14 protein-coding genes and 2 riboswitches are annotated in these 14,807 nt (G+C 61.7%); of the genes, 4 read left to right on the plus strand and 10 right to left on the minus strand.

All coding sequences use genetic code 11. The features are described from left to right. Positions 1–7: 7 nt before the first annotated feature. The 8 genes from LQK84_RS17495 to LQK84_RS17530 all read right to left on the minus strand — a co-directional run bounded on the left by LQK84_RS17495 (position 8) and on the right by LQK84_RS17530 (position 6,941). Positions 8–1,195 carry a vWA domain-containing protein gene (locus LQK84_RS17495; RefSeq protein ID WP_230830012.1) on the minus strand — a complete coding sequence of 396 codons (1,188 nt, stop codon included), beginning with the start codon at positions 1,193–1,195 and terminating at the stop codon, positions 8–10. 130 nt (positions 1,196–1,325) lie between these two features. Beyond that, on the minus strand, positions 1,326–1,646 hold the full coding sequence (locus tag LQK84_RS17500) for a BrnA antitoxin family protein (protein WP_230830013.1): 321 nt from the start codon (positions 1,644–1,646) through the stop codon (positions 1,326–1,328). Next, on the minus strand, positions 1,646–1,891 hold the full coding sequence (locus LQK84_RS17505; protein ID WP_230830014.1) for a BrnT family toxin: 246 nt from the start codon (positions 1,889–1,891) through the stop codon (positions 1,646–1,648). The genes LQK84_RS17500 and LQK84_RS17505 overlap by 1 nt, the downstream gene beginning before the upstream one ends. Before the next feature lie 68 nt (positions 1,892–1,959). Continuing rightward, complete coding sequence (gene metA / locus LQK84_RS17510) at positions 1,960–2,898, minus strand: homoserine O-acetyltransferase MetA (protein ID WP_230830015.1); 939 nt, start codon at positions 2,896–2,898, stop codon at positions 1,960–1,962. A 63-nt stretch (positions 2,899–2,961) separates the two neighbouring features. Beyond that, a riboswitch (SAM riboswitch) is annotated at positions 2,962–3,039 on the minus strand. 28 nt (positions 3,040–3,067) lie between these two features. After that, a complete protein-coding gene (locus LQK84_RS17515; RefSeq protein ID WP_230830073.1) occupies positions 3,068–3,907 on the minus strand; it encodes an AAA family ATPase in 840 nt (279 codons plus the stop codon). A 96-nt stretch (positions 3,908–4,003) separates the two neighbouring features. Next, a complete protein-coding gene (locus LQK84_RS17520; protein ID WP_230830016.1) occupies positions 4,004–4,465 on the minus strand; it encodes a VOC family protein in 462 nt (153 codons plus the stop codon). 3 nt (positions 4,466–4,468) lie between these two features. Continuing rightward, positions 4,469–6,295: an ABC-F family ATP-binding cassette domain-containing protein gene (locus tag LQK84_RS17525; RefSeq protein ID WP_230830017.1), complete on the minus strand. Its 1,827-nt coding sequence runs from the start codon at positions 6,293–6,295 to the stop codon at positions 4,469–4,471. 1 nt (position 6,296) lies between these two features. Next, positions 6,297–6,941, minus strand: a complete 645-nt coding sequence (locus LQK84_RS17530) for a thiamine diphosphokinase (protein ID WP_230830018.1) — start codon at positions 6,939–6,941, stop codon at positions 6,297–6,299. Between the two features lie 1,236 nt (positions 6,942–8,177). Beyond that, positions 8,178–8,286: riboswitch (TPP riboswitch) on the plus strand. A gap of 42 nt (positions 8,287–8,328) precedes the next feature. Between LQK84_RS17530 and thiB the strand changes: the two genes are divergently transcribed. The 4 genes from thiB to LQK84_RS17550 all read left to right on the plus strand — a co-directional run bounded on the left by thiB (position 8,329) and on the right by LQK84_RS17550 (position 13,323). Next, positions 8,329–9,333 carry a thiamine ABC transporter substrate binding subunit gene (gene thiB / locus LQK84_RS17535; protein WP_230830019.1) on the plus strand — a complete coding sequence of 335 codons (1,005 nt, stop codon included), beginning with the start codon at positions 8,329–8,331 and terminating at the stop codon, positions 9,331–9,333. 9 nt (positions 9,334–9,342) lie between these two features. Next, entirely contained in the window at positions 9,343–10,926 is a 1,584-nt protein-coding gene (locus LQK84_RS17540; protein WP_230830020.1) for a thiamine/thiamine pyrophosphate ABC transporter permease ThiP, read from the plus strand. Beyond that, a complete protein-coding gene (locus LQK84_RS17545; RefSeq protein WP_230830021.1) occupies positions 10,923–11,603 on the plus strand; it encodes a thiamine ABC transporter ATP-binding protein in 681 nt (226 codons plus the stop codon). The genes LQK84_RS17540 and LQK84_RS17545 overlap by 4 nt, the downstream gene beginning before the upstream one ends. 277 nt (positions 11,604–11,880) lie before the next feature. Then, positions 11,881–13,323 (plus strand): M48 family metalloprotease, encoded by a 1,443-nt coding sequence (locus LQK84_RS17550; protein WP_230830074.1) that lies wholly within the window; start codon positions 11,881–11,883, stop codon positions 13,321–13,323. A gap of 124 nt (positions 13,324–13,447) precedes the next feature. Here the strand turns inward: LQK84_RS17550 and LQK84_RS17555 are convergent, their stop codons facing one another. Then, positions 13,448–14,026: a CarD family transcriptional regulator gene (locus LQK84_RS17555; protein ID WP_230830022.1), complete on the minus strand. Its 579-nt coding sequence runs from the start codon at positions 14,024–14,026 to the stop codon at positions 13,448–13,450. Between the two features lie 384 nt (positions 14,027–14,410). Continuing rightward, positions 14,411–14,749 (minus strand): ferredoxin FdxA, encoded by a 339-nt coding sequence (fdxA, locus tag LQK84_RS17560; protein ID WP_112695207.1) that lies wholly within the window; start codon positions 14,747–14,749, stop codon positions 14,411–14,413. Positions 14,750–14,807: the final 58 nt, after the last annotated feature.

The raw sequence follows: 14,807 nt of genomic DNA on the forward strand, positions 1-14,807 counted from the left end.
ATGAGACTTAGCGGGAGAGCTCGCGGGTGGCGTCTTCCAGTCCGCCAAGCGTCAGGGGATACATGCGGCCGTTCATCAGCGTGCGCAGCATCTGCGTGGACTGGCTATAGCCCCAATACTCTTCCTTGACCGGGTTGATCCAGACGCTTTTGCTGAAATGGCTGGTCAGCCGGTCAAGCCAGACGGCGCCGGCCTCGGCATTCCAGTGCTCCACCGAGCCGCCCGGATGGGAAATCTCGTAAGGGGCCATGGCGGCGTCGCCGATAAAGATCGCCTTGTAGTCGGAGCCGAAGGTGCGGATGAGGTCGAAGGTTGACGTCACATCGACGCGGCGGCGCTTGTTGTCCTTCCACACGCCCTCATAGACGCAATTGTGGAAGTAGAAATATTCCATGTGCTTGAATTCGGACTTGGCAGCCGAGAAGAGCTCTTCCGCCACCTTGATATGGTCGTCCATCGAGCCGCCAATGTCGAAGAACATCAGCAGCTTCACCGCATTGCGGCGCTCGGGCCGCGTCTTCACGTCGAGATAGCCGTGCTCGGCGGTCGAGCGGATCGTGCCGGAAAGGTCCAGCTCCTCATCAGCGCCCTGCCGGATCCATTTGCGCAGGCGCTTCAGCGCGACCTTGATATTGCGCGTGCCGATCTCGACGCTGTCGTCGAGGTTCTTGAAGTCGCGGCGATCCCAGACCTTGACGGCGCGGCGGTTGCGCGACTTGTCCTGGCCGATGCGCACGCCTTCGGGATTGTAGCCGTAAGCGCCAAAGGGGGAGGTGCCGGCGGTGCCGATCCATTTGTTGCCACCTTGGTGGCGGCCCTGCTGCTCGGCAAGGCGCTGTTTCAGCGTCTCCATCAGCGCCTCGAAACCGCCCAGCGATTTGACGAGCGCCTTTTCTTCCTCGGTCAGGAATTTCTCCGCCATGCGGCGCAGCCATTCGTCGGGAATATCGGTCGGATCAACCGCGTCGGCGCTGCCGGACACGGCCTCAAGCCCCTTGAAGACCTGCGAGAAGACGCGGTCGAAACGGTCGATGAAGCGCTCGTCCTTCACCAGCGTGGCGCGGGAGAGATAATAGAAGCCTTCAACGTCGAAATCGACCAGACCTTCCTTCATGCCTTCCAGAAGCATCAGATATTCCCGCAGCGAAACGGGAACTTTCGCGGCCTTCAATTCGAGGAAGAAGGGGATGAACATGCGGGCCTTACCCTTGTCTTTGTTTGCCGCAATTCCGGACGTGAAACCGGTTCCCACTTTCACTGGAATTGCATTTTTGCTCTCCGCAATTCCGAACGTAAAACCGCTTTCCACTTTTACTGGAATTGCTTTAAAGCCCAGCAGCTTTCCTCAAGGCGTCGTTGATCCTCGATTGCCAGCCCTTGCCCGTCGATTTGTAATGCGCCAGCACGTCCGGGTCCAGCCGGATCGAAACCTGCCGACGCGGATTTTCAACCGGCGGACGGCCGCGGCGGGCCAACTCGCGGTCGATGGACGCGGCGAGGTCGGGGAAGACTTCGCGGAAGGGGCGCAGATTTGAAATCTGCTCGTCGGTCAGTTCGGGATTATCCGGATCGGAGGCAATCATCTGCTGGATTTCGGCCTCTTCTTCGTCCGTGAGCGGCCGCTTCGAAGAAAATTTCGTATGCATCAGCGCCTCCTTTCACGTTCGCTCGCGGGCCGCATCGAGATGATGGAAATGGCCTCCACCCCTAAAGGGCGAAATATGACCGCAACCACCAAACGCCCTCGAAAATCACCCACCGCCACGAATCGCCCTAGCTTGGCTCGCTCAACATCGGCCAACGCGAAAAACTCCAGCGTCAAATCGGCAAAATCCAGCCCGTGCTTGGCCAGATTCGCTCGCCGCTTGTTTTCATCCCAGACGATCTTCAATTTAATGTATCACATTTAATCGTGCAATACGATCAGTGTGATGGAAATTGAAGGCTGTTACAACCGGATCAGTATCCCGGGTTGTGTTCTTCCTCGCCGATCCTGGCCATGTCATAGGGCGTTGTCTGGTAGATGTTGTTGATCCAGTTGCCGAAAAGCAGATGGGCGTGGCTCTTCCAGCGGTTGAGCGGCTTGTTGGCCGGATTGTCGTCCGGGAAGTAGTTATGCGGGACTTCGATGGCCGAGCCTGCCTGCACGTCGCGGAAATATTCGTCCGCCAGCGTCGTGGAATCATATTCGATATGGTTGAACACATAGAGCCGATTGCCCTTGCGCTCATGCACGATGCACACGCCGGTTTCCGGCGATTCCATCAGGATTTCCAGTCCCGGCACCTTTTCGATATCGGCGCGGCGGACCTCCGTCCAGCGGGAGACGGGGATCTGGAAGTCATCCGAGAAGCCGTTGAGATAGGGTGAGGCTGGCGCGAGATTGCGGTGGCGGTAGACGCCGAAGGCCTTGTGATCGAGCGTGTGTTTCGGCACGCGGTTGAAGTGCCAGATGGCGGCCATGCCGCCCCAGCAGATATTCATGGAGGAATGGACGTTGGTTTGCGTCCAGTCGAGGATCTGTTCCATCTCTTTCCAGTAGGTCACGTCCTGGAATTCGAGCGTTTCAATCGGCGCGCCGGTGATGATGAAGCCGTCGAATTTCTGGTCCTTCACCTCGTCCCAGGTGTTGTAGAAGGAGAGCAGATGCTCCTCCGACGTGTTCTTGGCCTTGTGGCCGCCGACGCGCACAAGCGTCAGTTCGATCTGCAAGGGCGAGGCGCCCAAGAGGCGGGCGAATTGCAGCTCGGTCTTGATCTTGTTGGGCATGAGATTGAGCAGGCCGAAGCGCAGCGGGCGGATGTCCTGGCGGACGGCGACCGCCTCCGTCATCACGCGCACGCCTTCGTTGACAAGGGTTTCCTTGGCGGGCAATCCATCGGGAATCTTGATCGGCATGGTCTTCTCTTCTTCTCAAAACACAAAAAAACCGGCGGCGAAAATCGCTACCGGTTCCAGACTTCTCAGTCATCTGGGCCCATTTTAGCGACTTATTTTACGTGGCTGCAAGCCGGCCGGCAAATCACCACGAATTCCAGAGTCTATTTAGTCTTAACGTGACGAAGAATCAATTCTCCCGGCGCGACATGAAGGCGAGGCGTTCGAAGAGGTGAACGTCCTGCTCGTTCTTGAGCAGTGCGCCGTGCAGTTTCGGAAGGATGGTCTTGGCGTCAGCCGACAGATCGGCGGGGTCGATATCGTCGGCCACGAGCAGACGGATCCAGTCGAGCGCTTCGGAGGTCGAAGGCTTTTTCTTGATGCCCGGCACGTTGCGGATTTCGAAAAAGCGGGTGAGGGCCGCGCGCACCAGATCCTGGCGAATGCCGGGATAGTGGACATCGACGATCTTCTCGAGCGTTTCGGCTTCGGGGAAGCGGATATAGTGGAAGAAGCAGCGGCGCAGAAACGCGTCCGGCAATTCCTTCTCGTTGTTCGAGGTGATGATGACGATGGGGCGCACCCTGGCGCGGATCGTCTCGCCGGTCTCGTAGACGTGGAATTCCATGCGGTCGAGTTCCTGCAGCAGGTCGTTCGGAAACTCGATATCGGCCTTGTCGATCTCGTCGATCAGAAGCACGGTCTTCTCGTCGGCGGAAAACGCCTCCCAGAGCTTGCCCTTGCGGATATAGTTGGAAATGTCATTGAAGCGCTCGTCGCCGAGCTGGCTGTCGCGCAGCCGCGAGACGGCGTCATATTCGTAAAGCCCCTGCTGGGCCTTGGTGGTGGATTTGATGTTCCACTCGATCATGCGCAGGCCAAGGCCGCTGGCGATCTGGCGCGCCAGCTCCGTCTTGCCGGTGCCGGGCTCGCCCTTGACCAGAAGCGGACGCTCCAGCCGGATCGCGGCATTCACCGCAATCATCAGGTCCTTCTCGGCGACGTATGTCTCGGTGCCTTGAAACTGCATGGTCATTCGAACCTGCTCCTTATCAAATTGCGAGCAAGGTAATGAGCATGTGCGGTTTGTGCAAGCTTGAACGAATAGCAGGCAACAGGCGTGCGCTCAGACCTCGTCCTTCGGGCTCAGCGGTCGTTCGCCCAGCTCTTCCGTCATCATGATCAGATAGCCATTGGGGTCGAGTACGAAAATCTCGCGATTGCCACCTTCCCGATCACCCCATTGGCGCCAGACCTCGCGCGGGCCTTCATGGAGCGGAATACCCAAAGCCTCCAGCGCTTTTTGAACCGGTTCGGTGGCCTCCACATGGATCTGAAACATCGCGCCGCGCCCGAATGGCATTTCCATCGGGCCGGTCTCCCATTTGCCCCAGCGTTGGCACAGCATGATCTGCGCCCCTTCGGGACGCTCCAGATAGGCAAATTTGCTCTCCGTCCGCTGATAGGCAATGGTGAAACCGAGACCGTCGATCCAGAAGCGCAGGCTCGCCTCGATGTCTACGACGAGCAGTTCGGGAACCAGGCCGGCAAATCCGCCGCGTGGCGGTTGTCCGTTGTCGGTGGCCATGGTTCAGCCCTCCAGCTCCTCGCGCAGCATTTCCAGTTCCAGCCATTCCTCTTCCCAGGCGGCGATCTGGTTGCGCAGCTTTTCGAGCTCTGCGGCGGTCTTGCTGAAGCCGGCTGGGTCCTTGGTGAAGAAGCTGGCATCCGCCATCTTCTCTTCGAGCTTCACGGCCTTCTTTTCCGCCTCGTCCATCTGCTTGGGCAGGTTTTCGAGCGCGAATTTCTGCTTGTAGGAGAGTTTCCCCTTGGCTTTTTCGGGCGCTGCCGCAGCGGCACCGCTCTCGTCCTTCGGCTTGTCCTTCTTCGCTTCCGCCTGACGCCGTTCGGCCTCAAGCCCCTTGCGCTGGGTCAGCATGTCAGAATAGCCGCCGGCATATTCGATCCAGCGGCCGTCCGGCGCGTCCGGATTGGCGGGCGCAATGGTCGAGGTGACGGTGCGGTCGAGGAAGTCGCGGTCGTGGCTGACGAGAATGACGGTGCCGTTGAAGCCGGCGACGATTTCCTGCAGCAGGTCCAGCGTCTCGATGTCGAGATCGTTGGTCGGTTCGTCGAGGATCAAGAGGTTGGTGGGCCGCGCGAGAATGCGGGCCAGCATCAGGCGGGCGCGCTCGCCGCCGGACAGCTGCAGGATCGGCGTGCGGGCCTGTTCCGGCTGGAAGAGGAAGTCCTTCATATAGCCGGTCACATGACGCTGCTCGCCATTGACCAGCAGGTTCTCGCCGCGCCCGTCGGTCAGATAATGCGCCAGCGTATCATTCAGGTTCAGGTCCTCGCGGCGCTGGTCGAGTGTCGCGATGTCCAGATTGGTGCCGAGCTTCACTGTGCCGGTGTCCGGTTCCAGCTGGCCCGTCAGCATCTTCAGCAGCGTCGTCTTGCCGGCGCCGTTCGGGCCGATCAGGCCGATGCGGTCGCCGCGATGGACACGGATCGAGAAGGGCGCAACGATGGAGCGCTCGCCATAGGTCTTGGTGATCTTTTCGGCCTCGATGACCAGCTTGCCGGATTCGCGTGCGTCGGTGACGCTTGCCTGCACCGTGCCCTGCGGTCCCTTGTGGCCGCGATAGTCCTTGCGCATGGTCTGCAATTCGCCAAGCCGGCGCATATTGCGCTTGCGGCGCGCGGTTACGCCATAGCGCAGCCAGTGTTCCTCGCGCTCGATCGCCTTGCCGAGCTTGTGCTGTTCCAGCTCTTCCTGTTCGAGAACCTGATCGCGCCATTCCTCGAAATGGGCAAAGCCGCGGTCGAGCCGGCGCGCCGTGCCGCGATCGAGCCACACGGTGGCATTGGAGACTTTCTCCAGAAAGCGACGGTCGTGCGAGATCAGCACGATGGCGGAGCGGCTGCGGGTGAGTTCGCCTTCCAGCCATTCGATCGTGTTGAGGTCGAGATGGTTGGTGGGCTCGTCCAGCAGCAGGATATCGGGTTCGGGGGCCAGCACGCGGGCGAGTGCCGCGCGTCGGGCTTCACCACCGGAGAGGTTGGCCGGGTTCTCGTCGCCCTGAAGGCCCAGATGCTCGAGCAGATAGGTGACGCGATAGGGATCGTCGCCCGGTCCGAGGCCCGACATTGCATAGGCCTCGACGGTCTTGTGGCTGCCGAAATCCGGGGCCTGTTCCAGATAGCGGATGGTGGCCGAGGGGTGGCGGAAGATCTCGCCGCTCTGGGCCTCGGCAAGACCGGCAGCGATTTTCATCAGCGTCGATTTGCCCGAGCCGTTGCGGCCGACAAGGCAGATGCGGTCGCCCGGCTCCACCTGCAGGTTGGCGCCGGCCAGCAACGGCGAACCGCCGAAGCTTAAGAAAATATCATCGAGTTTCAGGATCGGCGGGGCCATCTTAGCCTCCAGACATGTCTGCGGGCCTTGCGATGACCATCGCGCGGCCGGATTGAAGCGTAATCGTCACCGGACCTTCGGCGACATTGGAAACAGTGCGCGACGAGCCATTGCCGATCTCGGCGCGGTCGAGCGGATAGCGCGCGCCTTCGATCGTCAGGCCCGAAAGCGCAGAAAAGGGCAGGATCGAGAAGAGCGCGCCCTTCGGCAGATCAATTCGCAAGGTGCCGCCGAGAAGGGCCTGCGCCTCTTCCTCGCCGGTCGTCAACAGCGTCGGGATGCCGCGCTCGGCGAGAGACAGGGCGAGCAGCAGATGCATGACGGCGTGGTCGGTGCGTTCGCCACCCAGCGCGCCGGCAATGACGAGCGATGTCGCGCCCCGGGCAATGGCGGTATCCACCGCAATCTCGCCATCGGTGGCGTTCTTGGCGCGCGGATAGGGCTGGCGCTCGATGCCCTGCCATTCGGCAAGCAGCGTTTCCGGCGCGGAATCGAAATCCCCGACCCAGAGTTCCGGCGTCAGCTTCAGCGCCGCCGCATGGCGCATCCCGCCATCGGCCGCAATCACGCGCGTGCCGGCCACCTGGGCGGCAAGTCGGTCGGTCATGGCGAGGTCGCCGCCAAGGAGAAGGGTGAAAAGGCTCATGACTGGCGCTGATAGCCGAAAACCGGCCCGCCCGGAAGGGTAAAGCGTGAGGGGATGTTTCGGGAGGGTTGGATAATAAGGTCTGGCTTGGGCTGGGGAGCGTGCGTTTGGGGGAATGGTCTGAGAAAGACGGTGATGTCGCAGTTTGGATTGGCGGGGCAAGACGGCGCGGCACCTCCTCGCCCCATCGGGGAGAGGATAGCTCGCCCCAAGAGCCGAAGGCGATTGGTGTGGCGAGCTTGGTGAGGGGGAACTTGTGGTGAGCGGCGGGGACAAAATGGCCCCCTCACCTGGAAAATCTGGCACTTAGCGTCCCGCTAAGATGCTGATTTTCCTTCCTCTCCCCGTTGGGTAGAGGCGGGCGGATGCCACACCGTTTTCCCCCCTCTCTGCGGTATCCATTATCCTGTAGCCCTCCCGCCACCGGATGGACCAGCGACGACTGGCCCAGGCGGGAGGAGAGCCTGGTGGCATCCCTCGTAACGTGCGGGAGATGTCATCAGGGGACGCGGGCAGCGTTGGGGCAAAAATCCCGACGAAACGTTTCCCCCGATGGGCCGCGAATGGCTCGGCGGCTTGGCTGCGCCAAAGAACCCGTCTGCCTCCGCAGACGGCTTAGCGAGGCGGCCCGCGTTTGAGGATCAGGGTCGGATGAGGCCCTGCCTTGCAGATCTCGACGGGTCGCGCTGGCGCTCCGCCGTTATTTTTAAACTACCCATCAGGGCGGCGCGTCAGCGTGGCTCTCCGGAAGCTGATGTCCAGAGAAAGGGACGGAGGCGGTTAGACCGGAGTGAAACTCGGGGAAGGTTTTTCCCGGGGATTTTGACGTGCCCACCCGTGAGACCTCACCCTGAGGTGCCTGCGCAAGGCGCAGGCCTCGAAGGGTCAAAGCCACACGCTCAAGGGCCCCGCGCCACAAGCGCATCCTTCGAGGCCGCCCTGCGGGCGGCACCTCAGGATGAGGGCGGAGCAAGAGGCACGACGTCAATCTCCCCCCTTGTGGGGGAGATGTCAGCGCAGCTGACAGAGGGGGGTGAGCCACACGGAAGAACGTCAATGGGGACAGAGCATGCCGCACCATACCCCCCTCTGCCCTGCCGGGCATCTCCCCCGCAAGGGGGGAGATCGGCCGGAGGCACCGGCCCCACCTCACCTTGACGCACCTGCGTAAGGCACACCCACCGCGTCCGCCCCACAAAAACCTTGTCACAATTCCCGCCAGCCCTTACATGTCAAAGCGCTCTAACGGGGTGCTGTTTCGTCTGAAATGGCTGAGAGGCTTCAACGCCAACCCGAAGAACCTGATCCGGTTAGCACCGGCGGAGGGATTAGACGGCTCGAGATCAAGCGCCTCTTCCCCTGTATTTAAAAACGCAAGGAGGCGCAGATGCGCAAGACAGTTCTTCTGGCGGCCGTGGCCGCACTTCTTTCCTCAACATCCGCCTTCTCGGCCGACAAGGTGCTGAACGTCTATACCTATGAGAGCTTCACGGCCGAATGGGGACCGGGGCCGAAGGTCAAGGCGGCGTTTGAGAAGACCTGCGGCTGCACGGTCAATTACGTCTCGGTGGAAGATGGCGTGGCGCTGCTGAACCGGCTGAAGCTGGAAGGCAAGGACACCAAGGCCGATATCGTGCTGGGTCTCGACACCGGCCTCGTGGCGGATGCCAAGGCGACCGGGCTGTTCGCGCCGAGCGGCGTTGATGCTTCTGCCGTCAAGGTGCCGGGCGATTTCAAGGATGATGTCTTCCTGCCTTACGATTACGGCCATTTCGCCGTGGTCTATGACACGGAAAAGCTGAAGACGCCGCCGAAGAGCCTCGATGAACTGGTCAACGGCAATCCGGACGAGAAGATCGTCATTGAAGACCCGCGCACCTCGACGCCGGGTCTCGGCCTGCTGCTCTGGATGAAGTCGGTTTATGGCGACAAGGCAGGCGACGCCTGGAAGAAGCTCTCCAGGCGCGTCCTGACCGTGACGCCCGGCTGGTCGGAGGCCTATGGTCTCTTCACCAAGGGCGAAGCGCCGATGGTGCTCTCCTACACGACCTCGCCCGCCTATCACGAGATCGAAGAAAAGACCACGCGCTATCAGGCCGCAAGCTTCTCGGAAGGTCATTATATCCAGGTGGAAGTGGCGGGCATGACAGCAACGTCGAAGGACCCGGCGCTGGCCAAGTCCTTCCTCTCCTTCATGGTGAGCCCGGCATTCCAGGATATCATTCCGACGACCAACTGGATGCTGCCGGCCGCCAAGATGGACCAGCCGCTTCCCGAAGCCTTCAACAAGCTGGTGCAGCCGGCCAAGACATTCCTGATGTCGCCGGACGAGGTCGAGAAGAACCGCAAGGCCTGGGTGGCCGAATGGGTTGCCGCCATGGGCGCGAAGTAAGGACCTGAGATGAGGCCTCAGCGCGGCATGACCGGGGAGCGGATGGGCGGGGCCTTGGCGCTCGCCTTCATTCTCGGCTTTGTCGCGCTGGCGCTTGTCCCGCTGCTTCGCTTTGGTAGTGCCGGCGGGTTGGATGCGCAGATTGTCGGCGTGCTCAAATTCACGCTGCTTCAGGCCTCGCTTTCGACGCTGCTCTCGGTCGTCTTCGGCGCGGTCGTGGCGCTGTCCGTCGCGCGTCGGCCGCAGCTTGTGGGCCGCGTCTGGCTGCTCCGCTTCATGGCCGCGCCCATGGGGCTTCCGGCCCTTGCGGCCGCCTTCGGTGTGCTGGCCGTCTGGGGGCGGGAAGGTGTATTCAATAGTGTGCTATCTTTCTTCGGCGTTGCGACCAAGTTCAATGTCTATGGAATGACGGGTATTCTGGTTGCCCATACATTCTTCAATATTCCGCTTGCCGCCCGTCTCTTCACAGCAGCGCTCGACCGCTTTCCCCCGACCTATTGGAAGCTTGCCGCCAATCTCGGTCTCGGCCGCGTCTCGCTCTTCCGCCTGGTCGAGGGGCCGGCGCTGATGGCGGCGCTGCCGGGTGTGGCGGGGCTGATCTTCATGCTCTGCGCCACGAGTTTCACGCTGGTGCTGACGCTTGGCGGCGGGCCGGCGGCGACCACGCTGGAAGTGGCGATCTATCAGGCGCTGAAATTCGATTTCGAGCCGGGGCGGGCGGTGTTTCTGGTTCTGGTTCAGGTCGTGTTGACCGGCCTCGTCCTGCTCTTCCTGGCGGCCTTTCCGACGCCGGCGGAAGAGCGCGCCCAGCAGGGGGCGGGCATCCGCCGGTTCGATGGCGGCTCTTTGGTTTCGAAGGTCTGGGATGGCGCGGTCATTCTTGTCTTTCTCATCTTCTGCGGTGCGCCCTTCGTGGCGATCCTGGTCGATGGATTGCGGGCGGATTTTCCGCATCTTCTGGCCGATCCGCTGTTCTGGCGGGCGCTGTCGACCAGTGCTGCGCTCGGGCTTTCGGCCGGGCTTCTGGCGCTCATCCTCTCCTGGCTGATTGCGGTGGCGCGGATTTCGACGGCAAGCCGCGTCTTTGCCGGCGGGCTCGACGCGGGCGGGTCGCTGATCCTGCTCACGCCGCCCATCGTGCTGTCGACCGGGTGGTTCCTGTGGCTCAAGGGCGGCGGCGGGTTTGCGCCCTATGTGCTTGTCGCGGTGATCAATGCCCTGATGGCGCTGCCCTTTTCGCTGCGGGTCCTGCAGCCGGCGGTGCTGAGCCATTTCGAACGGACCCGGCGGCTGTCGCAAAGCCTTGGCCTCACCGGCTTTCAGCGGCTGCGCATCATCGACGCGCCGGCGCTGTCGCGGCCGTTGCTGATGGCGTTCTTCTTTGCGCTGGCGCTGTCGCTCGGTGATCTCGGGGCGGTGGCGCTGTTCGGCGGCGAAGGCTTCGTGACGTTGCCCTGGCTGATCTACGCGCGGCTCGGCAGCTATCGCACCACGGATGCCGCGGCGCTGACGCTCATTCTGGCCGCCGTCTGCATGGCCTTTGCCGTGCTCGGCACACCGTCCGACCGGCGGCAAGGGGAGGCGGGGCGATGATGCAGGCCATCGAAGTTTCGGGCGTCGGTCTCACGCTCGGCGACCACCGTTTCGGCTTCGATCTCGTGGTTCCTGCCGGCGCCTTCGTTGCAGTCACCGGGCCATCGGGCGCGGGCAAGAGCACGCTCTTCAACATTCTCGCCGGTTTCGAGGCGCCGGATGAGGGCCGCGTGTTGATCGGCGGGCAGGACATGGCCTCCGTTCCGCCGGGCAAGCGGCCCGTCTCGCTGGTGTTTCAGGACAATAATCTCTTCGCCCATCTCGATATTTTCACCAATGTGGCGCTCGGTGTCAGCCCGTCCTTGCGGCTGGATACGGTTGGCCGGGCGGCGGTGTCATCGGCGCTGTCCCGCGTCGGTCTTTCAGGTTTCGAAAAGCGCATGCCCGGCACGCTTTCGGGCGGTGAAAGGCAGAGGGCGGCCTTTGCCCGTGCGCTGGTGCGCAAGCGGCCGATCATGCTGCTGGACGAGCCCTTCGCCGCGCTCGATCCCGAACTGCGTCACCAGATGGGCGATCTGCTCGGCGCGCTGCATCGGGACGAAGGCTTCACCGTCCTGATGATCACGCATGATCGCGACGAGGCGCGGCGGCTTGCGGACCGGTTCATCCTCGTCGAGGCCGGCCATGTCGCGGCGCAAGGGGCGATCGCGGACCTGCCTGTTCCGCAGGGCGGCTGACGCGTCGCAATTCCGACAGGCGGGGATGCGATGCGGCTCTGCAACAGAGGGCAAATCTGCGGCATTTTTCTGTGTAAAAGTCTATGCAACCGAGGGTCAATCGGTTAGACCGGGCTTGCCATGCTGCAAAAGCGAAGACTGGGCCGTTGAGGCTCGTGCTGGCGGGCTTCAGGCGGGAATGCGGAGCGAGATGAACAAGGCATTGTTTTTGTTTGCTGAAGGCGTCAGGGCGCGTCACCTGCCCGCAGGCCTCGCCAGACGGGTGCCGCTTGTCGTCATGCTGTCCGCAAGCATTGCCCTCTCCTCGTGCCAGAGCATCGTCGCCGACTCGGCCGCAAGTGCGAACGCCATCGGCCCGTCGAGCAATCCGCAGGTCTTTTCCGAAGCGCAGAAGAACGATCCGAACGCCTCGATGGGCGCGCGGGAGCATCCGCGCATTCTGGCCACCTATGGCGGCGAATATAATGACGAGAAGACGGAAAAGCTGGTCGCCCGCATTGCCGGTTCGCTGACCGCCGTTTCGGAAAACCCGAAACAGTCCTATCGCATCACCATTCTCAATTCTCCCGCCATCAACGCGTTTGCGCTGCCGGGCGGCTATCTCTATGTGACGCGCGGTCTTCTCGCGCTCGCCAACGATGCCTCGGAAGTGGCGGCCGTTCTGGCGCATGAAATGGCCCACGTCACGGCCAATCACGGCATCCTGCGTCAGCAGAAGGAAGAGGCCGAGCAGATCGCAAGCCAGGTGGTCTCCGAGGTTCTGCAGAACGACATGGCCGGCCAGCAGGCGATTGCCCGCGGCAAGCTGCGCCTTGCCGCCTTCTCGCGCAACCAGGAACTCCAGGCCGACGAGATCGGCGTGCGCATGCTGGGCGAGGCGGGTTATGACCCCTACGCCGCCGCGCGCTTCCTGACCTCGATGGAAAATTACGGCCGCTTCACCGCCGTCAACGGCGACGACCAGAGCCTCGACTTCCTCTCCAGCCATCCGAGCGCGCCGCAGCGCGTGGAACTGGCGCGCCAGCATGCCCGCCGCTTCGGCCAGGAGGGTACGGTCGGCGACAAGGGGCGCGACTACTATCTCTCCGGCATCGACGGCCTTCTGTTCGGCGACAGCCCGAAGGAAGGCTATGTGCGCGGCACGACCTTCCTGCATGCCAATCTCGGCATCCGCTTCGACGTGCCGGACGGGTTCCAGATCGACAACAAGGCGGAAGCGGTTCTGGCCACCGGGCCCGGCGATATCGCGGTGCGGTTCGATGGCGTCTCCGGCCAGGCCCAGATCTCGCTCACCGACTATATCGCCAGCGGCTGGGTCACGGGGCTCGACAAGACGTCCATCCGGTCGATCAAGGTCAATGGCATGGACGGCGCCACCGCCCGCGCCTCGGCCCAGAAGTGGGATTTCGACGTCACCGTCATCCGCTCCGGCTCGCAGATCTATCGGTTCCTCACGGCCGTGCCGAAGGGGGATGCGAAGCTCGAAGAGGTGGCCGGCGAGATCCGCGATTCCTTCCGCCGCATGACACCGAGCGAGATCGCCTCGCTGAAGCCGCTGCGCGTCCGGGTGATCACCGCCGGACCGAAGGACACGGTCGAAACGCTCTCTGCCCGCATGATGGGCACGGATCGCAAACCCGATCTCTTCCGCCTTCTGAACGCCATGTCGCCCTTCAGCCCGGTTCGGCCCGGCGACAAGTTCAAGATCATCTCGGAATAATCTGCAGCCCATCCGTGGCTGGGCCAGAGCTGGTCCGCTTCGCGGCTGACCATGCGTGACCGCAAACGAAAAACCCCGGCCTTTCGACCGGGGTTTGAACGTCTCGGAAAAGAAGCGTCGCAGATTATGCGGCTTCTTCTTCCTCCTGCGCGTCGTCCTCTTCGATGGCCTTGCCACGCTTCGGACCCTTGTTGAGGTTCGCTTCGACCAGACGCACGGCTTCCGTTTCGGAGGTGCGGTTCACGGCGGCGATTTCGCGTGCCATGCGGTCAAGGGCTGCTTCATAAAGCTGACGCTCGGAATAGGACTGTTCCGGCTGGTTTTCAGCACGGTACAGGTCACGCACGACCTCAGCGATTGCGATCAGGTCACCGGAATTGATCTTGGCATCGTATTCCTGTGCACGGCGCGACCACATGGTACGCTTGACGCGGGCCTTGCCTTGAACAACCTTCAGAGCCTTCTCGACGCTGTCGTTCTCGGAAAGCTTGCGCATGCCGATGCTGACGGCCTTGGCGACCGGAACCTTCAGCCGCATCTTGTCTTTCTCGAAATCGATGACAAAAAGCTCAAGCTTCATGCCCGCGACTTCCTGCTCTTCAATAGTCACAATCTGACCGACGCCATGAGCGGGATACACGATGGACTCGCCCGTCTTGAAGCCGTGTCTGATTGCTGCCGGTTTTTTCTGCTGGATCGTCATGCGTCAAAAAAACTCCCTGTTTTCCCCCGGCTCGTGAGAGAGCCGAGGCCGGGTCAGTTCGGCCCGGGTAGACGGCAAGGCCGTCGTTGGCACTGGCTGGCCCATCAGCCGGCGCAAAAACAAAATCCATCAACGCAAAAACACATGAGCAACGCGACGGTTGCTTTTCAGATGTTTGATCGCGTTTTCAGGATCAGTTGCTTTCGTGGTGGTTGGCGCGTTCAAGGTCACGCGTTTGGGTCAGTATCTATACCCTATCACAAAAAACTGAGGAAATCAACGATTTGATATGGAAACCGAATAGCGTTCGGGGCAGCCACCTTCAAAAGGTGGCACCCGCGCTTCGTGATGTTCTTTCCCGGGCGTTGCGCCCTGGGGGACGGCTCAGTTGCCCTGGCCCGGCTCCGGCGAGAAGTACTTCTCGAACTTGCCTTCTTCGCCGTCAAACTTTTCGGCTTCCGGCATCGGGTCGCGCTTGACCGTGATGTTCGGCCAGATGGAGGCGAATTCCGTGTTGACCTTCAGCCACTTTTCCATGCCCGGTTCGGTATCGGGCTTGATGGCTTCTGCCGGACATTCCGGCTCGCAAACGCCGCAATCGATGCATTCGTCCGGATGAATGACGAGGAAGTTCTCGCCTTCATAGAAACAGTCGACCGGGCAAACCTCGACACAGTCGGTGTATTTGCAGCGAACGCAATTGTCAGTCACGACATAGGTCATGCGGCACTCCAGTTCAACAGGCGGATTTTCAAATCAATCGACGCCATCTTTTTCGAAC

The sequence above is a fragment of the Rhizobium sp. C4 genome, assembly GCF_021026315.1.
Lineage (GTDB): Bacteria > Pseudomonadota > Alphaproteobacteria > Rhizobiales > Rhizobiaceae > Ensifer_A.